A 24,297-nucleotide genomic window follows, 5' to 3' on the forward strand; every position below is an offset into this window, starting at 1 on the left:
GTGACGGTTGACAGCAGTACCATAAATCAGCGGATTAGAAGCAGGCACAGCGGGCAAAGATGCGGTCAACAAAGACCAATTGGACAGCGTACAAGCGGGTGCAACACAAAACACCGATGCCTTGGGCAACAGCACCGCAGCCAACTTAGGCGGTGGTGCGACATACGACTCAAGCACAGGTGCGCTCAGTGCACCAAGCTACATCACCAACGATCCAACCACAGGTACTGCGAACACGGCGAGCAATGTTGGCGATGCGCTGGACAGCTTAAACACAGCGGTGAACAAACCACTGACCTTTAAAGATGCAGCGAGCGGTAGTTCGATCAATCCACTGGGCAGCGAATTGGCGATCGTGGGGGACAGCAACATCACCACCACCGTGAGCCAAGGCCAAGCAGTGATTGCACTGAACAAAGACATCAGTTTAGACAGCGTGACTGCAGGCAATACCGTCATCAATGGGGCTGGAGTGACAACAGATAAAGTCACTGTAGGCAATGTGACGGTTGACAGCAGTACCAATAAAATCAGCGGATTAGAAGCAGGCACAGCGGGCAAAGATGCGGTCAACAAAGACCAATTGGATAGCGTACAAGCGGGTGCAACACAAAACACCGATGCCTTGGGCAACAGCACCGCAGCCAACTTAGGCGGTGGTGCGACATACGACTCAAGCACAGGTGCGCTCAGTGCACCAAGCTACATCACCAACGATCCAACCACAGGTACTGCGAACACGGCGAGCAATGTTGGCGATGCGCTGGACAGCTTAAACACAGCGGTGAACAAACCACTGACCTTTAAAGATGCAGCGAGCGGTAGTTCGATCAATCCACTGGGCAGCGAATTGGCGATCGTGGGGGACAGCAACATCACCACCACCGTGAGCCAAGGCCAAGCAGCGATTGCACTGAACAAAGACATCAGTTTAGACAGCGTGACTGCAGGCAATACCGTCATCAATGGGGCTGGAGTGACAACAGATAAAGTCACTGTAGGCAATGTGACGGTTGACAGCAGTACCAATAAAATCAGCGGATTAGAAGCAGGCACAGCGGGCAAAGATGCGGTCAACAAAGACCAATTGGACAGCGTACAAGCGGGTGCAACACAAAACACCGATGCCTTGGGCAACAGCACCGCAGCCAACTTAGGCGGTGGTGCGACATACGACTCAAGCACAGGTGCGCTCAGTGCACCAAGCTACATCACCAACGATCCAACCACAGGTACTGCGAACACGGCGAGCAATGTTGGCGATGCGCTGGACAGCTTAAACACAGCGGTGAACAAACCACTGACCTTTAAAGATGCAGCGAGCGGTAGTTCGATCAATCCACTGGGCAGCGAATTGGCGATCGTGGGGGACAGCAACATCACCACCACCGTGAGCCAAGGCCAAGCAGTGATTGCACTGAACAAAGACATCAGTTTAGACAGCGTGACTGCAGGCAATACCGTCATCAATGGGGCTGGAGTGACAACAGATAAAGTCACTGTAGGCAATGTGACGGTTGACAGCAGTACCAATAAAATCAGCGGATTAGAAGCAGGCACAGCGGGCAAAGATGCGGTCAACAAAGACCAATTGGACAGCGTACAAGCGGGTGCAACACAAAACACCGATGCCTTGGGCAACAGCACGGCTGCGAACTTAGGCGGTGGTGCGACATACGACTCAAGCACAGGTGCGCTCAGTGCACCAAGCTACATCACCAACGATCCAACCACAGGTACTGCGAACACGGCGAGCAATGTTGGCGATGCGCTGGACAGCTTAAACACAGCGGTGAACAAACCACTGACCTTTAAAGATGCAGCGAGCGGTAGTTCGATCAATCCACTGGGCAGCGAATTGGCGATCGTGGGGGACAGCAACATCACCACCACCGTGAGCCAAGGCCAAGCAGCGATTGCACTGAACAAAGACATCAGTTTAGACAGCGTGACTGCAGGCGATAGCCTTCTCAATACCGATGGCTTAACGATTGTGGGTGGACCAAGCATTACCAAAACGGGCATTGATGCGGCAGGCAACACCATTAGCAATGTCAAAGATGGTGTGGCGGGCAAAGATGCGGTCAACAAAGACCAATTGGATAGCGTACAAGCGGGTGCAACACAAAACACCGATGCCTTGGGCAACAGCACGGCTGCGAACTTAGGCGGTGGTGCGACATACGACTCAAGCACAGGTGCGCTCAGTGCACCAAGCTACATCACCAACGATCCAACCACAGGTACTGCGAACACGGCGAGCAATGTTGGCGATGCGCTGGACAGCTTAAACACAGCGGTGAACAAACCACTGACCTTTAAAGATGCAGCGAGCGGTAGTTCGATCAATCCACTGGGCAGCGAATTGGCGATCGTGGGGGACAGCAACATCACCACCACCGTGAGCCAAGGCCAAGCAGTGATTGCACTGAACAAAGACATCAGTTTAGACAGCGTGACTGCAGGCAATACCGTCATCAATGGGGCTGGAGTGACAACAGATAAAGTCACTGTAGGCAATGTGACGGTTGACAGCAGTACCAATAAAATCAGCGGATTAGAAGCAGGCACAGCGGGCAAAGATGCGGTCAACAAAGACCAATTGGACAGCGTACAAGCGGGTGCAACACAAAACACCGATGCCTTGGGCAACAGCACGGCTGCGAACTTAGGCGGTGGTGCGACATACGACTCAAGCACAGGTGCGCTCAGTGCACCAAGCTACATCACCAACGATCCAACCACAGGTACTGCGAACACGGCGAGCAATGTTGGCGATGCGCTGGACAGCTTAAACACAGCGGTGAACAAACCACTGACCTTTAAAGATGCAGCGAGCGGTAGTTCAACCAATCCACTGGGCAGCGAATTGGCGATTGTGGGGGACAGCAACATCACCACCACCGTGAGCCAGGGCCAAGCAGCAATTGCACTGAACAAAGACATCAGTTTAGACAGCGTGACTGCAGGCAATACCGTCATCAATGGGGCTGGAGTGACAACAGATAAAGTCACTGTAGGCAATGTGACGGTTGACAGCAGTACCAATAAAATCAGCGGATTAGAAGCAGGCACAGCGGGCAAAGATGCGGTCAACAAAGACCAATTGGACAGCGTACAAGCGGGTGCAACACAAAACACCGATGCCTTGGGCAACAGCACCGCAGCCAACTTAGGCGGTGGTGCGACATACGACTCAAGCACAGGTGCGCTCAGTGCACCAAGCTACATCACCAACGATCCAACCACAGGTACTGCGAACACGGCGAGCAATGTTGGCGATGCGCTGGACAGCTTAAACACAGCGGTGAACAAACCACTGACCTTTAAAGATGCAGCGAGCGGTAGTTCGATCAATCCACTGGGCAGCGAATTGGCGATCGTGGGGGACAGCAACATCACCACCACCGTGAGCCAAGGCCAAGCAGTGATTGCACTGAACAAAGACATCAGTTTAGACAGCGTGACTGCAGGCAATACCGTCATCAATGGGGCTGGAGTGACAACAGATAAAGTCACTGTAGGCAATGTGACGGTTGACAGCAGTACCAATAAAATCAGCGGATTAGAAGCAGGCACAGCGGGCAAAGATGCGGTCAACAAAGACCAATTGGACAGCGTACAAGCGGGTGCAACACAAAACACCGATGCCTTGGGCAACAGCACGGCTGCGAACTTAGGCGGTGGTGCGACATACGACTCAAGCACAGGTGCGCTCAGTGCACCAAGCTACATCACCAACGATCCAACCACAGGTACTGCGAACACGGCGAGCAATGTTGGCGATGCGCTGGACAGCTTAAACACAGCGGTGAACAAACCACTGACCTTTAAAGATGCAGCGAGCGGTAGTTCGATCAATCCACTGGGCAGCGAATTGGCGATCGTGGGGGACAGCAACATCACCACCACCGTGAGCCAAGGCCAAGCAGCGATTGCACTGAACAAAGACATCAGTTTAGACAGCGTGACTGCAGGCAATACCGTCATCAATGGGGCTGGAGTGACAACAGATAAAGTCACTGTAGGCAATGTGACGGTTGACAGCAGTACCAATAAAATCAGCGGATTAGAAGCAGGCACAGCGGGCAAAGATGCGGTCAACAAAGACCAATTGGACAGCGTACAAGCGGGTGCAACACAAAACACCGATGCCTTGGGCAACAGCACGGCTGCGAACTTAGGCGGTGGTGCGACATACGACTCAAGCACAGGTGCGCTCAGTGCACCAAGCTACATCACCAACGATCCAACCACAGGTACTGCGAACACGGCGAGCAATGTTGGCGATGCGCTGGACAGCTTAAACACAGCGGTGAACAAACCACTGACCTTTAAAGATGCAGCGAGCGGTAGTTCGATCAATCCACTGGGCAGCGAATTGGCGATCGTGGGGGACAGCAACATCACCACCACCGTGAGCCAAGGCCAAGCAGTGATTGCACTGAACAAAGACATCAGTTTAGACAGCGTGACTGCAGGCAATACCGTCATCAATGGGGCTGGAGTGACAACAGATAAAGTCACTGTAGGCAATGTGACGGTTGACAGCAGTACCAATAAAATCAGCGGATTAGAAGCAGGCACAGCGGGCAAAGATGCGGTCAACAAAGACCAATTGGACAGCGTACAAGCGGGTGCAACACAAAACACCGATGCCTTGGGCAACAGCACCGCAGCCAACTTAGGCGGTGGTGCGACATACGACTCAAGCACAGGTGCGCTCAGTGCACCAAGCTACATCACCAACGATCCAACCACAGGTACTGCGAACACGGCGAGCAATGTTGGCGATGCGCTGGACAGCTTAAACACAGCGGTGAACAAACCACTGACCTTTAAAGATGCAGCGAGCGGTAGTTCGATCAATCCACTGGGCAGCGAATTGGCGATCGTGGGGGACAGCAACATCACCACCACCGTGAGCCAAGGCCAAGCAGCGATTGCACTGAACAAAGACATCAGTTTAGACAGCGTGACTGCAGGCGATAGCCTTCTCAATACCGATGGCTTAACGATTGTGGGTGGACCAAGCATTACCAAAACGGGCATTGATGCGGCAGGCAACACCATTAGCAATGTCAAAGATGGTGTGGCGGGCAAAGATGCGGTCAACAAAGACCAATTGGATAGCGTACAAGCGGGTGCAACACAAAACACCGATGCCTTGGGCAACAGCACGGCTGCGAACTTAGGCGGTGGTGCGACATACGACTCAAGCACAGGTGCGCTCAGTGCACCAAGCTACATCACCAACGATCCAACCACAGGTACTGCGAACACGGCGAGCAATGTTGGCGATGCGCTGGACAGCTTAAACACAGCGGTGAACAAACCACTGACCTTTAAAGATGCAGCGAGCGGTAGTTCAACCAATCCACTGGGCAGCGAATTGGCGATTGTGGGGGACAGCAACATCACCACCACCGTGAGCCAGGGCCAAGCAGCAATTGCACTGAACAAAGACATCAGTTTAGACAGCGTGACTGCAGGCAATAGCCTTCTCAATACCGATGGCTTAACGATTGTGGGTGGACCAAGCATTACCAAAACGGGCATTGATGCGGCAGGCAACACCATTAGCAATGTCAAAGATGGTGTGGCGGGCAAAGATGCGGTCAACAAAGACCAATTGGATAGCGTACAAGCGGGTGCAACACAAAACACCGATGCCTTGGGCAACAGCACGGCTGCGAACTTAGGCGGTGGTGCGACATACGACTCAAGCACAGGTGCGCTCAGTGCACCAAGCTACATCACCAATGATCCAACCACAGGTGCTGCGAACACGGCGAGCAATGTTGGCGATGCGCTGGACAGCTTAAACACAGCGGTGAACAAACCACTGACCTTCAAAGATGCAGCGAGCGGCAGTTCAACCAATCCACTGGGCAGCGAATTGGCGATTGTGGGTGACAGCAACATCACCACCACCGTGAGCCAGGGCCAAGCAGCGATTGCACTGAACAAAGACATCAGTTTAGACAGCGTGACTGCAGGCGATAGCCTTCTCAATACCGATGGCTTAACGATTGTGGGTGGACCAAGCATTACCAAAACGGGCATTGATGCGGCAGGCAACACCATTAGCAATGTCAAAGATGGTGTGGCGGGCAAAGATGCGGTCAACAAAGACCAATTGGATAGCGTACAAGCGGGCGCAACACAAAACACCGATGCCTTGGGCAACAGCACGGCTGCGAACTTAGGCGGTGGTGCGACATACGACTCAAGCACAGGTGCGCTCAGTGCACCAAGCTACATCACCAACGATCCAACCACAGGTACTGCGAACACGGCGAGCAATGTTGGCGATGCGCTGGACAGCTTAAACACAGCGGTGAACAAACCACTGACCTTTAAAGATGCAGCGAGCGGCAGTTCGATCAATCCATTGGGCAGCGAATTGGCGATTGTGGGGGACAGCAACATCACCACCACCGTGAGCCAAGGCCAAGCAGCGATTGCACTGAACAAAGACATCAGTTTAGACAGCGTGACTGCAGGCGATAGCCTTCTCAATACCGATGGCTTAACGATTGTGGGTGGACCAAGCATTACCAAAACGGGCATTGATGCGGCAGGCAACACCATTAGCAATGTCAAAGATGGTGTGGCGGGCAAAGATGCGGTCAACAAAGACCAATTGGATAGCGTACAAGCGGGTGCAACACAAAACACCGATGCCTTGGGCAACAGCACCGCAGCCAACTTAGGCGGTGGTGCGACATACGACTCAAGCACAGGTGCGCTCAGTGCACCAAGCTACATCACCAACGATCCAACCACAGGTGCTGCGAACACGGCGAGCAATGTTGGCGATGCGCTGGACAGCTTAAACACAGCGGTGAACAAACCACTGACCTTTAAAGATGCAGCGAGCGGCAGTTCGATCAATCCATTGGGCAGCGAATTGGCGATTGTGGGGGACAGCAACATCACCACCACCGTGAGCCAAGGCCAAGCAGCGATTGCACTGAACAAAGACATCAGTTTAGACAGCGTGACTGCAGGCGATAGCCTTCTCAATACCGATGGCTTAACGATTGTGGGTGGACCAAGCATTACCAAAACGGGCATTGATGCGGCAGGCAACACCATTAGCAATGTCAAAGATGGTGTGGCGGGCAAAGATGCGGTCAACAAAGACCAATTGGATAGCGTACAAGCGGGTGCAACACAAAACACCGATGCCTTGGGCAACAGCACCGCAGCCAACTTAGGCGGTGGTGCGACATACGACTCAAGCACAGGTGCGCTCAGTGCACCAAGCTACATCACCAACGATCCAACCACAGGTGCTGCGAACACGGCGAGCAATGTTGGCGATGCGCTGGACAGCTTAAACACAGCGGTGAACAAACCACTGACCTTCAAAGATGCAGCGAGCGGCAGTTCAACCAATCCACTGGGCAGCGAATTGGCGATTGTGGGGGACAGCAACATCACCACCACCGTGAGCCAAGGCCAAGCAGCGATTGCACTGAACAAAGACTTAAAAGGCTTAACGTCAGTTGAAACCACTGATGGTTCGGGCAACACAGCGATCCAAACTGCGGCTGGTACAAGCGTGGTTGACAGCACAGGCAACAGCACAGTGTATGGCGCTAATGGTACGACCATCACGGGTGCGAATGGTCGTACTGTGATCATTACCTCAGAAAAAGTTGACGTGGGTGGCAACACCATCAACAACGTTGCAGATGCAATTAATGGCAAAGATGCGGTCAACAAAGACCAATTGGATAGCGTAAAAGCGGGCGCAGCACAAAATACTGATGCCTTGGGCAACAGCACGGCCAACAACTTAGGGGGTGGTGCAACCTACGATCCGAGCACAGGGATTATCAGCAACCCAAGCTATAGCGTGACCAGTAATCCAAATGATCCGACTGCTACAACCACTGTAAATAATGTAGGTGCGGCATTAGATAGTTTAAATGCTGCTGTCACTACACCATTAATGTTTACAGGGGATGCAGGTACGGGATCAAGTAATGTATTGGGTAGTACGCTTGAGATTCTAGGCGATAGCAATATCACCACGACAGTTGATCAAGGTAAAGCAATGCTTTCCCTGAACAAAAACATTAACGTCGATAGCGTGACAGCAGGTGCCAGCACACTGGATAACGCAGGCTTGACCATCGTCGGCGGACCAAGTATCACCATAGCGGGTATTGATGCAGGTAATAAAACCATTACCAATGTCTCGAATGCTATTAATGCTGGTGATGCTGTAAACAAAGGTCAGATGGATGCTGCGATTGATAAAGTCTCATCTGATGTCAATCAAATTGCTGCCAATGCTGTTCAATATGACAGTGCTGATAAAGACTCTGTCACATTAGGAAATCCTGACAATGGTCCAACAGGTTTACATAATGTTGCTGATGGAAAGCTTGAAACAGGCTCTAAAGATGCAGTGAATGGCGGTCAATTGGCGGATGTTCGAGATAATCTACAAGGGCAGATTAATCAAAATACATCTGATATCACCAATATCAAAAACGATGTGAACTCAGGTGCAATCGGTCTGGTTAAACAAGAAAATCCGACTGCAGATGTAACGGTTGCTAAAGATACCGGTGGTACTAAGGTCAATGTAGCAGGTGCAGATGGGGATCGTGTTGTAACAGGGGTTGCCAATGGTGCGGTAAACAGCACATCAACTGATGCTGTAAACGGTTCACAATTAAATACAACCAATCAAGCGGTCGTCGATTACTTAGGTGGTGGTGCAGGATACAACAACATTACCAATAGTTTTGAAGCACCGACCTATACGGTTGGAGATAAAGATTACAACAATGTCGGTGGTGCAGTAGATGCTTTAAATCAAGCCGATCAAGCATTGAATAATAAAATTGACAACGTTGGCAATCAGTTACAGGACGCATTCCGTACCACCAATAAACGTATTGATGATGTTGAAAAGCGTGCTAACGCAGGTATTGCTGCTGCGTTAGCTCTCGAAGCTGCACCATATATACCAGGTAAATATACCTATGCTGCGGGTGCTGCGTATCACGGTGGTGAAAATGCAGTGGGGGTAACACTTCGTAAAACTGCGGATAATGGTCGTTGGTCATTGACCGGTGGTGTTTCCGCAGCATCAGAAGGTGACCCAAGCGTTCGTATCGGTATCAGTGGTTTAATTGATTAATTAGGTCGAGGAAGCTCTTAAAGAGCTTCCTTTCTTTTAATTTAAAAATAAATGAGAGAACACATAAATGAAAACATTCACAAAAATGATGTTATTCAGTTTGCTTAGTGGCCTAATGATTTCAATGACACATGCGAATGATATTGCAACACAAAATACATCCACAGAGGTTCATTTCCCTGAGCTTAAAAACAGCTATCTTAAACAAGTCCATCGTTATGAATATGATGAAGTTGCACGTTTAGATAAAGGTTTAACGAAAGATCAAATTCGTTTTATTCTGGGTAATCCTCACTTTTCTGAAGGTCTTTTTGCAGTCAAGACTTGGAATTATGTACTCGATATTCGAGAACCAAATACCCAAAATTATAAACGCTGCCAGCTCAGAATTGATTTTGATAAGCAGAAATTGGCAGATCAATATTACTGGAAAGGTGAGGAGTGCCAAGGCTTGGTCACGTGGGGTGTCAACAATCAATCTGATCAGGAACAGACCACGTATACTGTGCAAGATCAATCGGCCAGTGTATTATTTTATTTTGATCGCTCAGATTTAGCGGGTATAAAAAACCCAGAGAAAATTGATGCTATTATCAATACAATTAAACAAGCTGATCCAGCTACACCGATTTATGTGTCTGGGTATACTGATCACCTCGGTTCATTTCAATACAACCAAAAATTATCTACGCAGCGTGCTCAAACCGTAGTACACATTTTTGAACAGCAAGGCATTGCATCTGAACGTATTAAATTTGAGGCGAAGAATAAAACGGATCAATACCGAAAATGTACAGCTTCGAATCAGAAAATTGAATTGATTGAATGTCTTGCACCGAATCGTCGGGTTAATATTCAATGGTAAATAGAGTTTAAATTTAGGATCATAAATGAAAAAGTATTGGACTGGATGCGTATTACTTTTAGGTTTATTCGCAACATTAAGTGCCCATTCTCAAGAGCAAAAATCGGATGTTTTTAATGTGTTGAAAGGCACTCAATTTTGGGGGTTGGTTCAATCGGATAATACGTGTATTGAAAAATATAACTTTTTACCTTCAGGTGAAATATTGGTTTCTAGTCATTTAGAACGTATAACGGGACAGTATAGTTTTTTAGAAAATACGCAATCCTTTGAATTACCAGCTGTTGTAATCAATTTCAAAACTGATAACAGACAACCTGATTGTGCAGGAAATTCAATTAACCAAGCAGGTACATCCACGACTAATTTTCTGAAAAAAGTTTCAGACAAAGAAATATATTTTTGTAATGATGCGCTGGGTAAAGATTGCCCCGTATATTTACGTCCAGAACATTGATTTAAATTATTTATAGAGAAATGGAAACGAATATGCTAAAAAAAATTGGATTAATCACAGCTGCTTTAGCGTGTACATTTCAAGTGCACGCATTTGAAAAGAAACAAATGGTTTTGGCGAATGATTTTTGGGGCACGTGGTCAATTTATAATGCTCAAAATAAATGTACCGAAACGTATCAATTTAAAAAACCGGGCCAGTTCCAGTACACCAGTAAATTGAAATCAATGTCTGGAAACTTTGCAGTGATGCGTAATGCAGATACAAAAGCATTAGATATTCTGACGATGAAAGTGACCACGGATAATAAAAAGGCATCATGTGCCCAATCACCGAAAAATTTTACGGGTCAAACTTTAAGTTTAGGCTTGAAATGGATCTCTCAAAATACAGCACAGGTTTGTTCTGATACTGAAGGCAAGCAATGCAGTAGCTTATATTTGATTAAGCAAAAATAAGTACTGATTTTAAAATGGCCTCTTCGGAGGCCATTTTTTTGGAAAGAGTCTTACTTATATAAATTAAATTTATATAAAATTTAAAAAAGATTCATGAAAGTTTTGTATTGCAAGGCTTCATATCAGTTTATAGTGGTTTTATGCTAAGTGAACTCTTTTAACCCTGCTTTAATTACAGTTGAGTGAGCTAACATACCGAAAACGGCTGAAAAGATGCAGTGATTAACCGTTGCACAAAAAGCTGTAATAATAGGGCTGATCATTTAACTGATTTAGATTTATATTTCAGTCACACTAAGCCAGAATGAATACTGATTCATATCAAGCTCAACTTAAGTTGGAAATAAAAAATGCCTGACTATCGTTCAAAAACATCGACACACGGAAGAAATATGGCTGGCGCACGCGGATTATGGCGTGCAACAGGAATGAAAGATGAAGATTTCGGTAAGCCGATTATTGCGGTAGTCAATTCATTTACGCAATTTGTTCCAGGCCACGTCCATTTAAAAGATTTGGGTCAACTGGTTGCACGTCAAATTGAAGCATCGGGCGGTGTGGCGAAAGAATTTAATACCATTGCAGTCGATGACGGCATCGCGATGGGACATGACGGCATGCTGTATTCATTGCCTTCACGTGACCTGATTGCAGATTCGGTTGAATACATGGTCAATGCCCACTGTGCGGATGCGATGGTGTGTATCTCGAACTGTGACAAAATCACGCCGGGCATGCTCATGGCTGCAATGCGCCTGAATATTCCTGTGGTCTTTGTTTCAGGCGGACCTATGGAAGCGGGTAAAATCAAGATTCGTGGCAATGAACATGCCATTGATCTTGTGGATGCGATGGTGGTTGCAGCGGACGATAGTTTCACTGATGAAGAAGTGGCAGCCTATGAGCGTTCAGCATGTCCAACCTGTGGTTCATGTTCAGGCATGTTCACTGCAAACTCGATGAACTGCTTAACCGAAGCTTTGGGTTTATCTTTACCGGGCAATGGTTCAACACTTGCAACACATGCCAACCGTCAAAAATTATTTGAACGCGCGGGCCAACTGATTGTTGAAATCACCAAGCGTCATTATGAGCAAGATGATTACAGTCTCTTACCGCGTTCAATTGCGAGCAAAGCAGCGTTTGAAAATGCCATGACCCTTGATGTTTCAATGGGCGGTTCAACCAACACCGTACTGCATTTATTGGCGGCAGCGCATGAAGCTGAAGTCGATTTTACCATGACCGATATTGATCGTTTGTCTCGTAACGTACCTGTGCTGTGTAAGGTTGCGCCTGCAAAACAAGACGTACATATGGAAGACGTACATCGTGCTGGCGGTATTATGTCAATCCTTGGCGAACTTGATCGTGCGGGATTACTCGATACATCTGTACCGACTGTGCATGAAAAAACTTTAAAAGATGCGCTAGATAAATGGGATATCATTCGTACTGAAGATCCAGACGTATATCAATTCTTCCGTTCAGCACCGGGTGGTGTACCCACTCAAACTGCATTCTCACAAAATCGTTATTATCAAAGTTTAGATGGTAACCGTGAATCAGGCGTGATTCGTAATGCAGCCAATGCCTTCTCTCAAGACGGCGGTTTGGCTGTACTGTATGGCAATATTGCACTGGATGGCTGTATTGTAAAAACAGCAGGTGTGGATGATTCAATCTTGAAATTTAATGGTACCGCGCGCGTCTTTGAAAGCCAAGATGCTGCTGTAGAAAGTATCTTAAATGGTGGAATTACCGCAGGTGATGTCGTTGTGATTCGCTACGAAGGTCCACGTGGTGGTCCAGGTATGCAAGAAATGTTGTATCCAACCAGTTACTTAAAATCAAAAGGTTTAGGTAAAGACTGCGCCTTGTTAACTGATGGTCGATTCTCGGGCGGTTCATCAGGTCTATCCATTGGTCACGTGTCTCCAGAAGCAGCTGAAGGTGGTGCAATTGGTTTGGTTGAGGAAGGTGATCGTATCGAAATTGATATTCCAAACCGTACCATTCATTTGGCAGTCGAAGATGCCGTCATGGCAGAACGCCGTGCCATTCAAGAAGCCAAAGGTTGGCAGCCTGCTGAAACACGTCCACGTAAAGTATCTAAAGCACTTAAAGCTTATGCAATGCATACCACTAGTGCATCTAAAGGTGCGGTACGTGAACTTTAAGATCAGGTCTGTTTAAGTTATCTGAAGAAAGCATCCATCCATTGGATGCTTTTTTTGATATTGCAAAAATAGCGATATCAATCATTTGATCGATTCTTTGACTTTATATTGAAGTTTAGATTGATGTTAAACATTGAACATTTGGTCTTGAATTGTTATAAGTTTTGCATAGGTTTTCTATTTTTTACATTTATATTTGGAGCGATGAATAATCTTCAGAATCACTCAAACTGAATGAATGGTTCGCTCAAAGTTTATTTTTCGAGGCTAATCTCATGTCACTGCTACGCCGTTGGTTTGATCCCATCCGGTCGCGTTGGTTTTATCAAAAACCCAACCGCCAAACGCTGTTATCGACAGAACAGGGATTGACCATCTACCTGCGTTTAGATGATGTCTATAGTTATTTGGCCGTGCAACAGTTGGCACAGCTCGACGAAATTTTAAGTGATGAGATTAAACCGCTTAAAGTGGTGGTGTCTGATGTCGCAGCTGAAGCACCGAATGGAATGAGCGCGGATGAATGGCGTGACTATAGCTTAAGAGATGCACAAATTTTGGCCTACCAACATCGTTTTGGTTTTGACAATGAAAAGCCGGAATTACCCAGTGCAGAAGCTATACAACAAGCCGAAACCATTTTAAAAAATACCCCCCTTTCGGGTCAGAATTTTCTGTATTTACTCGAAGATGTATTTCATATGCTGTGGCAACAACAATATGGCAAATTACGCACCTTATTTGTCATGGCCAGTCAGCATCAAACTGTAAAAGCGCGTGTTGAGCGAAAGTTTGAACATACACCAGTATTGGCCAGCTATTTTGAAATAGGCGATCGTAAATACCATGCCGTGGATGATTTGCTGCGATTAACCCGCCGTTTGAAACAACAAAAATTATTAACCGACAATCCCATTTTTTTAATCAATCATATTGAATGGCGTGAGCACTTAATGAATGATGCTGAGGAACTCAGCGAAATTCAGGCCATGAGTCCAGAGCTGGATTTGTATATTGCTTTAGAAGATCCGATCAGTTGGTTGTTACTTGCCTATATCAAAGAAGAACTGGCGGATTATTACGATATTGAATTGAATGTCTATCCCTTAAGTTATCAGGGGCGTGATCAATTCGATTGGAGTTTGGCAACCCGTTTATCCAAACGAACAGGGGTGGCCTTTACCCCATTTTGTAGACCGACTGCAGACAGCACACCTGATATTGCAAAGCTGTTTTATAGTGTGCCTGAAGAGCGCCGCGTCGATGCGATGTATACCTTGTTAGAAGCGGTTTGGAGTGCGGGCAAGGATCTATCCTATACCGCTCATTTTGAGCAATTAAAGCAAGAACTGAATATCAGCCAGCTGACTGAAGAAGATATCGACAAGAAGCTTAAAGACAATGATTTACACTGTGAAATGAAGTCACAACCTGACTTTCCCGTGCTTGAACTCAGACTCGATGGTAAAAGTTATGTATTTAATAGTTTATATCGGGTCTGGATGATTGAAAGTATTTTCAGTAATGTGTTAGAACAAAAGTACAAAAGTGATAATGACTTAGAGCATCAACATGCAGAATCTAGCGAAGATGAAGAAAGAGAAATGTGAGTCACTTGTCCAAGCACGTGAAAAGATCGATTCAATTGACAGCGCCATGATTGAATTGATTGTACAGCGTCAGTTTTATGTGGATCAGGCGGTGCGTTTTAAAAGTAGTGTTCAAGACGTACAGTCACCAGAACGTGCCAATCAAGTCATTGCTAGGGTACGCGCAGAAGCAGCAGAGCAGGGCGTTAGTGCGGATTTGGTTGAAAAAATTTATCGGGAAATGATTCAACATTTTATTCAACGTGAATTAAAAGAGCTTCGCCCTTAAAATGTATAGGATGCCATGACGTTTTGAGGATTGAATGCATTGCATTTTCAGCGCTTTCATATTTGATATGCGAAAGATCAATGGATTTTTTTGCATCAATGGTTCTTTGAGCATGGTTTTAACGACCATGGCATACTGACTTTAAAGCACATATTTCCAAATGATATGTCCAATAATAAAGCCGATCACGGAATAAAGCGTAATAATGAAGAATACAAAAGCAGCTTTATTTTTCTTTTTGAAATAATTCATCATATTCAATACGCCATATTCGATTGTAACGAGATCAATATACTATCGCATGTTTGGCGCCAAAAGTAATCCTTCTCCATGACGGTTGTGCTGCTAAGCTTCATTCATGAAAGTGATCAATGCTTTGATATTTAGTCAAAATTTTAAAGATAAAATCTTGTAAGCCTTGGAAAATAGCGTTGTTCATAAGTCGTATTGCGAGTCTCAAGCATAGATTGAGGCTTGATCCTAAATTCAATGATATTTAAATCGACTGCCACGCTATACCATGTCGCTATATTTTTAGCACATATTTTAGAGAATTTAGATGCTGCCTTTTGTTATAGCGGTCTTTGCGATTGCGGGCATGATCAAGGGGACGATTGGACTGGGTCTGCCTGCAGTATCGATGGGCTTACTTAGTCTCGTGATCAGTCCATTTCAAGCGGCAACCTTATTAATTATTCCCTCAATGGTCACCAATATTTGGCAGCTCTTTGCAGAAGGTCATGTACTTAAACTGATTCGACGCTTTTGGGCATTATTGCTGGGCATTGTGGTCGGTTCAATCTGGAGTATCTTTCCAGGCTTGGGGCAGGGTGAATTTCAAAGTGAAGCTTTATTGGGAGGCATGTTAGCGCTGTATGGGCTGTATGGCCTATTTGCCAAAAGTATGCCCAATCTCGCTCCCCATGAAAAATACTTATCGCCTATCGTGGGCTATTTGGGGGGAGCACTCACTGTAGCGACAGGCGTGGTGGTGATTCCTGTGGTGCCTTATTTGCAGTCTTTACATTTAAAACGGGATGATTTGGTTCAGTCGTTGGGATTGGCCTTCACAGTATCGACCCTGTGTTTAGCGGTATATCTACATTTAAACCCCGTGGACAATGTACCGATTGATTATGCTTTATCGCTTATTGCTTTAATTCCAGCGTTAGTCGGGATGTGGCTAGGCACCAAAATTCGCTACCGTATTTCGGAACAAAAATTTAGAAAAATTTTCTTTGCTGGATTGGTTATTTTTGGCAGTTATATGGTCGTGCATCAGTGGGGTTGGATTTAATCCGCGCTCAATCCAAACTTAAGATGTCATGCTGTGAACGTAAAAATTGACTAAAATGCTGATAAGACACTGGCAATTGCTCAAAATCTTGTGCCGCCAACAGCAGCTTTCGATTCGCCCAAGCCCCTAAAAGTTCAATTTGCCTAAATGCATAATGTTCAGCTAAACGCCGTGCGGCACGTTTTGGCATGATCGCAATGCCAACCCCACTGGCGACCACTTGAGCAATTGCAGCAAAATTGGGTAAACGTAAGCGATATTGAATCGCACAGCCGAGTTGTTTGGCCTGAGCTTCAATGGATTGTTGCAAAGAGTGATATGGCATCAGTCCGACAAAAGGATAGGACAAACACTCTGCCAAAGGGATTTGTGCTTTGCTCGTAAGGGCATGCGCTACAGGACATATCAGCACCAGCGGATCTTTTGAAAAATCCAAAGTTTGCAAATTTTTAGCATCAAAGAAGCTTGAAATGAGCCCCAATTGGGCTGTACCTTGTTGCAATGCCTGAATAATCTCTTGGGTTTCGGCTTCTCTAAGCTCGATTTGGGTATGCGGGTTTTCAACTAAATATTGCGGAAGTAGTAGTGGTAGGTACTCACTCTGCGCCGAAGAATTGCACCAGAGGGTCATTTCGATATGCGCGTGATCTAAGTGTTCAGAGCGGTTAGAAAAAGGCAACATGGCCTGTTGCAGCTGCTGAACTTGTGTGAGTAAGCCTTCAGCATAGGTTGCAAAGGTCTGCCCAGCTAGAGTGAGTTTGACCCCAGAGGCATGCCGTGTGAACAATTGAACCTCAACGCTTTGCTCAATTTTCTTAATTCGTTCACTGGCGGCTTGTAATGAAATTGCAGAGCGCTGGGCACCTTTAGTCAAGCTGCCTGTGTCTACAATATTTAAAACCAGTTGTAGATCAAAAAAATCGAGGCGCATCCGTATAGCCATATTCAGTTCAATATGATTCATCATACGCAAAAATGTATGAAAACTGGTATTAGAAGCATAAAAAAGCAGCCTTTCGGCTGCTATAAAGTGAAATGATTTTTTTAAATATTATATTGGGCGTCTTTCTGATCAGCCAAACTAAAGAACCAGTTTAAAAACAGTGCTGCAAACGTTGCCGTACCAATACCACCCAAGTTGAAATCGCCCAATTGCATCGCAAAATCACCTGTTCCTAGAATAATGGTCACTGCTGCAATCATCAGATTTTTGTTTTGAGAAAAATCGACTTTGTTCTCAATCCAAATCTTGGCACCAGCAATGGTGATTAAACCGAAAACCACAATCGATGCACCAGTTAAAATTGCGGTTGGAATGGTATGAATCACAGCACCAAATTTGGGTGACAGTCCCAAGAAAATTGCAAAAACACCCGCGATGACGAAAATAATCGTCGAATACACACGGGTGACCGCCATCACCCCAATATTTTCACCATAAGTGGTCATACCCGGCGCACCCACACCACCCGCCAAAGTTGTAGCGATACCATCTGCAAAGAAGGCTTTACCAATATGCGGATCAAGGTTTTCACCGGTCATGGCACTGACTGCTTTTATGTGACCTAAGTTTTCAGCCACTAAAATGAGAGCGATGGGCGCGATAATGAGCATGGCATTAACATCAAACACAGGCTGATGAAAATCAGGTACGCCAAACCATGCCGCTTGTTGCATAGGGACAAAATTAATTGGAACCCCATAACCCATGACGTTGGAGACGATGTAATAGGCCAAATAAGCCAACAATAAACCGACCAATAACAGCAGACGTTGCAACAAGCCTTTGGTGAAGACTGCAATAGAACCCATACACAGAATGGTCACTAAGGCCATCCACATATTAAACGGGTTGCCCGCAACAGCTTTAACCGTGACAGGGGCAAGGTTTAAACCAATGATCATGACTACTGCGCCCGTAACCACAGGTGGCATGAGTTTTTCAATCCATTTTGTGCCGGTTGCCATGACCAAAAAGCCAAACAGCGCGTACAATACACCGCATGCGATAATCCCGCCAGCGGCCACGGCAATATTAGGGTTTAATCCCCCTGCGGCGGTATATCCCGTGGCTGCAATCACCACCCCAATAAAAGCAAAACTTGAACCCAAATAGCTTGGAACTCGACCACCGGTCATCAAGAAGAACAAAATGGTACAAATACCCGACATTAAAATGGCAAGATTAGGATCAAACCCCATTAAAAATGGAGCCAGAACCGTTGCGCCAAACATGGCGAAAGCGTGCTGAATACCTAAAACAATACTTTGTGCGGGAGGGAGGTATTCGTTGGTGCCGACTGGACGTGCATCGATATTGCCTTCATACGGGCGCCATTTTGGAAACCAGTTGGACATAAAATGAGCACTCCAAAGATAAATTGTGCACATCATACGCTTCTTTTTCATTGATTTAAGCATGCGGTTTCAAAAATGTTAAAACTAATCCACTGACTTTTATTTTATTTTTACTACACGGTAAAAAATAAAAATTAAAAATGACGTATAATCATAGGATTAATTGATGAGCTTATCAGATATTTAAATAAATAATATGAAAACTCAAGTGATCGAAAATAATGAATGGCTAAAATGGATTTCTAAATATGGGTGCAATTTAGCGGACTTAAGCGATACAGATCTGATTGCGTCCGGCATTTTTTGCTTGATACAGCGCCTGATTAGCAACCAAAATTAAGCTGTGTTGATCAATGCCAATCTGGCTTGAACAACTCAGTCCAAAACTGGCAGTCAATTGAATGCTGTAATCTTGATAATTAAGCCGATGCTGTTCAATGGCGAGGCGACATCGTTCTAAAATCTGCTGTGCAACCTCTGTAGAGGTATCTTCAAAAATAATTAAAAACTCTTCACCGCCAAAACGCCCGACATGATCAGGTTGCATAGTATTGAGTCTCAGAAGTTGTGCGATATCGATCAGCACTTGGTCGCCTGCATCATGTCCATATTGATCATTAATTTTTTTAAAATAATCGATATCGATGAGTGCGACACAGATGCTATGTTCGCTTGAAGCTCTATTATTTTGAATTTCATTGAAGCGGTTGGAAATCCCCCGACGATTTAAAATTTGCGTTAAAGGATCAACCGTCATTAAATCACTAGGCATTTTGAATAGTTAATCTTGATCAAAGGAGTAAATTTGATCACTTATAAAATTGATAAAGAAGAATAAGATAAGGATGTTTATCGAATAACGATGAAGACGTACTCAGCCAAAGTCACGCATATTAATAAAAAAAGAGGGAATATGCTCCCTCTTCTTTTTATGGCGTAAATTAACCTGTGTTGCGAAGCCCTGCGGCAATCCCTGCAATGCTCACCATCAGCGCATGATCTACAGGGGTTTGCTCCGCAGATTGATGCGATAAGTATTCTCTACGGCGTTTCATGAGTTCAGCTTGAAGTAAATGCAGGGGCAGTAAATATGGCTTACGCACTTTCATGGACTGATCCAAGACGTCATTGGAACTGAGCAGTTTAGATTCACCTTTCATGGCCAGCAAAGTTTGCACGGCATCATGTAAACGGGTACGCAGTTCTGCACCCAAAACTTTCAAATTTTCGTCGTCGGTCAAATGAGATTCGTAATATAGCGCAATATTACTGTCTGCCTTAGACAACACCATTTCCAACATATCAATTAACGTTTGGAAATACGGCCACTGCTGCAACATTTCATCCAGTTCGGGTTTGTGACCTTGGGTAATGACTTGGTTAATCGCAGCACCAGTGCCAAGCCAAGCAGGAAGCATGAGACGAATCTGTGTCCAAGCAAATACCCAAGGAATCGCACGCAGTGATTCAATACCGCCACTGACTTTGCGTTTTGCCGGTCGTGAGCCGAGCGGTAGCATTTGCAGTTCAAGTTCAGGGGTAACAGTTCTTAAGTACTGCACAAAATGCGGATTATCACGTACCGTTTGACGATACACTTGCACCGATAGATCAGTCATCTTATGCATCAGTTCACGCCATTCGGGTTTCGGTTCTGGCGGTGGCAATAGCGTCGCTTCTAAGGTTGCTGCTGTATAAATTTCAAGGTTTTGTAAGGCAATTTCTTCTAAACCAAACTTAAAGCGAATCATTTCACCTTGTTCAGTGACTCGGATTGCTCCTGAGATTGAACCCGGTGGTTGAGAGAACAATGCCTGTTGAGTAGGCGCACCGCCACGGCTGATTGATCCACCACGACCATGAAATAAAGTCAGCTGAACATCATGATTTTTCGCAATCGAGGTCAGCTCTTCTTGGGCACGGTACTGCGCCCAGTTGGCAGACATAAAGCCGGCGTCTTTGGCTGAGTCCGAATAACCAATCATCACTTCATGTTTAGACTGAATATGCTGTTTGTACCAGTGCATATTGAACAACGTGTTCATGGTGTCTGCTGCACCATCGAGATCTTTTAAAGTTTCAAATAACGGCACAACGCGTAAAGGATGTTCAATTCCGGCTTCTTTTTGCAGTAACAGCACCGCCAAAACATCACTTGGGTACTCTGCCATGGAAATAATATAAGCCCCTAAACTCTCTTTCGGTTGTTCAGCCAAAGTACGCATGGTGGCAAACACCTCTTGTACATCTGGGTGTTCAATCAGGCTTTGCGCAGGTACATGTAAATGCTTAGGCAACAGGGGACGTTTGCTTTGTAATTCTTGTAATAAGAAATTTTGGCGGGCTTGTTCGGTCCAGGTTTCAAAATTGCCTAAACCCAAATATTCAGTAATCGCTGAAATGGCTTGACGATGTCGTCCTGATTCTTGACGAATATCCAGTTTAAGTAACTCAATGCCGAAGCAATTCACGCGATAAATAAAGTCGAGTAATTTACCATTGGCAATCTCAGCCAAATTACAGTCCATCAATGAGCGATAACACAGCAACAGCGGTTGCAGTAGCTCATCTTTATGATGAATGATTTGACTGCGATCTACATCACTGTGTTGACCTTGTAGTTTGGCCGCCAACCATTCACGGGTAATTTTCAGTCGTTCACGGGTACTGCGTAAATATTCGCGATACGGCTCGGCATGCGCATAACCAATCGCATTTTTGAGCTCATCACTACAGGCTTGAATGGACAGTTCCCAACGTAAATCTTCGATATCACGCAAGTACAAATCAGCTGCTTTCCAACGCGATAACCACAACACTTCTTGGGTCACTTTGTGGGTTACGTTTGGATTGCCGTCGCGGTCACCGCCCATCCAAGAGGCGAAACGCACAGGGGCAATGTCTAAAGGTAACGTACGTTCACAGTGCGCATTGACCAAGTCACCGAGTTCACGAATAAATTTAGGAATGGCATTCCATAAGGTTTGTTCAATGGTGGTAAAGCCCCATTTGGCTTCATCAATCGGGGTCGGGCGATGCTGACGAATTTCGTCGGTTTGCCATGCCGAACAGACCAATTGTTTTAAGTTTTCTAATACGCGCGCGCGTTGTTTCGGGGTCAGTTTTTGTTGATCAAATTGAGACAGGCAGTCATTGATGCCGTCATATTTTTGAATCAAGGTACGACGGCTGACTTCGGTTGGATGCGCTGTCAGCACCAGCTCAATGTTCAGCTCACAAATTTGTTGATAGAGTACATCTGCTGAAATTTGTTGTTGTTTAAATTTATCAAATAAGGGATCAAGCACGTTGGGAGAAGCAGCATCTTCATCACATTCATTTTGGCGGCGACTGCGCACCACGTGATATTGCTCAGCGATATTGGTGAAATTAAGAAAATGAGAAAATGCACGGGTCAGCGGTAAAATCTCATCATCTTCAAGGGTGAGAAAAAGCTGTTCGAGCTGTTTTTCTGCTTCAATATTGCCATCGCGTGCGCCTTTAGACAGCGCACGAATTTGCTCAATTTGATTAAACAAATCTTGTCCTGCTTGTTCTTTTAGGGTTTCACCCAAAAGATTTCCAAGTAAACGTACGTCTTCACGTAATGGAGCATCGATGTGTTGAATCATTTTTTTCTCCTATTCTTTTCCTTTCGAATATACCGCTATTCCCTGAGAAGCCAAGTCATTTAGCTACAACTTTAGGATAAAAATAAACAAAATAAAGCGTTTTAAGCCGTTAAATGGATGAAGTTTAAACACGTCATGCAGCTTGATATTTCATTAAAAATAACTCAATTGCATCCGTGATAATGCCATGACACTCGCTTGAAGTGGGCACAGCACGCACACCGAGCAAAACTTCATGATGACGATGACCCAGCAGCAGGGACAGTAAAAGATTGCATTGTTTTTCAATACTGTCCGCTCGGATGAAACCAAATTCGACGGCTTGGGTGAGAAAATCAGACCAGACCAAAAACAATCGTTGATGTGAAGCATTATAAAAAGATAAAGCCAACGGATTTTGTTCAGCTGCCAATTCTAATAATAAATGTTCAAGCTTAATCGCTTCAGGCAAGTTGATGATTTTTAAAGCTAAATCACAGAGTTGATACAGTGCTTCTTTAAAGTTAGTTTGGGGTTGAAGAACAATCGGATGAGCTTTAATGGATTCTTCACAGGTTTGTGCAATTGCGCAGGTAAATAAATTCTCTTTGTCCTGAAAATGGTTATAGACCGTGAGCTTAGTGACACCTGCTGACTTGGCAATTTGATTCATGCTTGAGCCATGAAAGCCATTTTTTAAAAATAACGCTTTAGCTGCTTGTAAAATGAGCGCACGTTTTTCTAAGTCCTTCGGACGACCCACATTGGTTTGCACAAAAAACTCCAAAAAAAAGTAATTAAGCCATAACTTGAAAGATTAATTTTAATTAGTGTACCATGCGGTATATTAATTAAAAATGTACAGATGAATCTCTCGTCGAAACATTTGCCCAAACAATTAAACAAGAGCAGTTCGCATGAGTCATTATAAATTTGCTGTCGTTGGTCTAATCATGCTGTGTCATATCACATTATCGGCGTGTAGTCAGGAAAAACAAGTCACTGAACAAGTGCCTTTTGTGATGGTCGCACAGCCGAACACCACGCATGATGAACTTAAAAGCTATGCAGGTGATGTGCAAGCCAGACAGCAAACAGCTTTGGCATTTCGTGTGGCAGGTCAAATCACAGAGCGCTATGCGGATGTCGGTGATCGCGTCAAAGTCGGGCAAGTGCTTGCTAAATTGGATGTAAAAGATGCCCAGCTACAACTGAGTGCATCCAAAGCGCAACTTGAGGCAGCGCAATCTGCGGTCAAAATTGCCGAAGATGAGTTCAAGCGGTTTAAACAATTACTGCCGATCAACGCCGTGAGTCGTTCGCAGTACGATGCCGTGGAAAATCAGTACAAGTCTGCTCAATCGACCTTGAAGCAAGCACAGTCGAATTATGCAATGAGTAGTAATCAGACTGGGTACAACCAGTTGGTGGCCAACAAAAATGGCGTGATTACCCAGCGTGATATTGAGGTCGGTCAAGTCGTGGCTGCGGGGCAAGCGGCTTATCAGTTGGCCATTGATGGCGAGCGTGAAGTGGTGATTGGGGTTCCTGAGCAGGCGGTGGCGAACATTAAAGTTGGGCAAGATGCGTGGATTACCTTATGGTCAAAACCCGATGAGCGCTTTGCCGCTTATGTCCGTGAAATTTCACCTGCGGCAGATCAGTCACGTACCTTTAGCGTCAAAGTGGCGTTAAAAGAAGGGCAGTATGTGATTCAGCTGGGACAAAGCGCCCGCGTATTTTTTGCATCTAATATTCAAAATGTACTCAGTGTGCCATTGACCAGTGTATCAGCGACAGAAAACCAAGCCTATGTTTGGGTGGTGGATTCAAATCAAAAGATTCGAAAAGTTAATGTGAGCTTAGGTGCTTATGGCCGTGACCACGTACCTGTGCTCTCTGGGCTTAAAGCCACAGATTGGGTGGTGGTAGGCGGCGTACACTTACTGCGAGATCAACAAAAAATACAACCGATTGACCGTCAAAACCGCAGCGTGAAAATTCAGGCAGGGGCTTAGCCATGAACA

Annotated in this window: 15 protein-coding genes; 9 read left to right on the plus strand and 6 right to left on the minus strand. The window is 45.5% G+C overall.

Annotated features, from left to right (window positions below; all coding sequences use genetic code 11):
• The first annotated feature begins 25 nt into the window (after positions 1-25).
• The 7 genes from AMD27_RS00170 to AMD27_RS00200 all read left to right on the plus strand — a co-directional run bounded on the left by AMD27_RS00170 (position 26) and on the right by AMD27_RS00200 (position 15,004).
• A complete protein-coding gene (locus tag AMD27_RS00170; RefSeq protein WP_322843240.1) occupies positions 26-9,166 on the plus strand; it encodes a YadA-like family protein in 9,141 nt (3,046 codons plus the stop codon).
• 67 nt (positions 9,167-9,233) lie between these two features.
• On the plus strand, positions 9,234-10,031 hold the full coding sequence (tpgA, locus tag AMD27_RS00175) for a trimeric autotransporter adhesin/peptidogylcan-associated protein TpgA (protein ID WP_067654717.1): 798 nt from the start codon (positions 9,234-9,236) through the stop codon (positions 10,029-10,031).
• A 25-nt stretch (positions 10,032-10,056) separates the two neighbouring features.
• Entirely contained in the window at positions 10,057-10,488 is a 432-nt protein-coding gene (locus tag AMD27_RS00180; RefSeq protein WP_067654720.1) for a hypothetical protein, read from the plus strand.
• A 32-nt stretch (positions 10,489-10,520) separates the two neighbouring features.
• On the plus strand, positions 10,521-10,946 hold the full coding sequence (locus AMD27_RS00185) for a hypothetical protein (RefSeq protein WP_067654723.1): 426 nt from the start codon (positions 10,521-10,523) through the stop codon (positions 10,944-10,946).
• Positions 10,947-11,296: 350 nt separating this feature from the next.
• The gene (gene ilvD / locus AMD27_RS00190) at positions 11,297-13,126 is read left to right on the plus strand and encodes a dihydroxy-acid dehydratase (RefSeq protein WP_081405893.1); all 1,830 of its coding nucleotides are present in this window, start codon (positions 11,297-11,299) and stop codon (positions 13,124-13,126) included.
• A 275-nt stretch (positions 13,127-13,401) separates the two neighbouring features.
• Entirely contained in the window at positions 13,402-14,736 is a 1,335-nt protein-coding gene (locus AMD27_RS00195; RefSeq protein WP_067654726.1) for a hypothetical protein, read from the plus strand.
• Positions 14,717-15,004 (plus strand): chorismate mutase, encoded by a 288-nt coding sequence (locus tag AMD27_RS00200; protein ID WP_067654729.1) that lies wholly within the window; start codon positions 14,717-14,719, stop codon positions 15,002-15,004. The genes AMD27_RS00195 and AMD27_RS00200 overlap by 20 nt, the downstream gene beginning before the upstream one ends.
• A gap of 141 nt (positions 15,005-15,145) precedes the next feature.
• Here the strand turns inward: AMD27_RS00200 and AMD27_RS18950 are convergent, their stop codons facing one another.
• Positions 15,146-15,256 (minus strand): hypothetical protein, encoded by a 111-nt coding sequence (locus tag AMD27_RS18950; protein ID WP_228140731.1) that lies wholly within the window; start codon positions 15,254-15,256, stop codon positions 15,146-15,148.
• 307 nt (positions 15,257-15,563) lie between these two features.
• On the opposite strand from AMD27_RS18950, the gene AMD27_RS00205 reads away from it, so the two are divergent.
• A complete protein-coding gene (locus tag AMD27_RS00205; RefSeq protein ID WP_067654732.1) occupies positions 15,564-16,301 on the plus strand; it encodes a sulfite exporter TauE/SafE family protein in 738 nt (245 codons plus the stop codon).
• A 7-nt stretch (positions 16,302-16,308) separates the two neighbouring features.
• Here the strand turns inward: AMD27_RS00205 and AMD27_RS00210 are convergent, their stop codons facing one another.
• From AMD27_RS00210 to AMD27_RS00230, 5 genes are all read right to left on the minus strand, one after another.
• Positions 16,309-17,232 (minus strand): LysR family transcriptional regulator, encoded by a 924-nt coding sequence (locus AMD27_RS00210; RefSeq protein WP_067654734.1) that lies wholly within the window; start codon positions 17,230-17,232, stop codon positions 16,309-16,311.
• Positions 17,233-17,345: 113 nt separating this feature from the next.
• Positions 17,346-18,659 carry a solute carrier family 23 protein gene (locus AMD27_RS00215; RefSeq protein WP_067654736.1) on the minus strand — a complete coding sequence of 438 codons (1,314 nt, stop codon included), beginning with the start codon at positions 18,657-18,659 and terminating at the stop codon, positions 17,346-17,348.
• A 268-nt stretch (positions 18,660-18,927) separates the two neighbouring features.
• A complete protein-coding gene (locus AMD27_RS00220; RefSeq protein ID WP_067654738.1) occupies positions 18,928-19,431 on the minus strand; it encodes a GGDEF domain-containing protein in 504 nt (167 codons plus the stop codon).
• Between the two features lie 169 nt (positions 19,432-19,600).
• Positions 19,601-22,291 (minus strand): phosphoenolpyruvate carboxylase, encoded by a 2,691-nt coding sequence (gene ppc, locus AMD27_RS00225; protein ID WP_067654741.1) that lies wholly within the window; start codon positions 22,289-22,291, stop codon positions 19,601-19,603.
• Between the two features lie 133 nt (positions 22,292-22,424).
• The gene (locus tag AMD27_RS00230) at positions 22,425-23,045 is read right to left on the minus strand and encodes a TetR/AcrR family transcriptional regulator (RefSeq protein ID WP_067654744.1); all 621 of its coding nucleotides are present in this window, start codon (positions 23,043-23,045) and stop codon (positions 22,425-22,427) included.
• A 142-nt stretch (positions 23,046-23,187) separates the two neighbouring features.
• Here AMD27_RS00230 and AMD27_RS00235 point away from each other — a divergent pair, with 142 nt between their 5' ends.
• Complete coding sequence (locus AMD27_RS00235) at positions 23,188-24,288, plus strand: efflux RND transporter periplasmic adaptor subunit (RefSeq protein WP_067654747.1); 1,101 nt, start codon at positions 23,188-23,190, stop codon at positions 24,286-24,288.
• Positions 24,289-24,297: the final 9 nt, after the last annotated feature.

The sequence above is a fragment of the Acinetobacter sp. TGL-Y2 genome (assembly GCF_001612555.1).
GTDB lineage: Bacteria > Pseudomonadota > Gammaproteobacteria > Pseudomonadales > Moraxellaceae > Acinetobacter.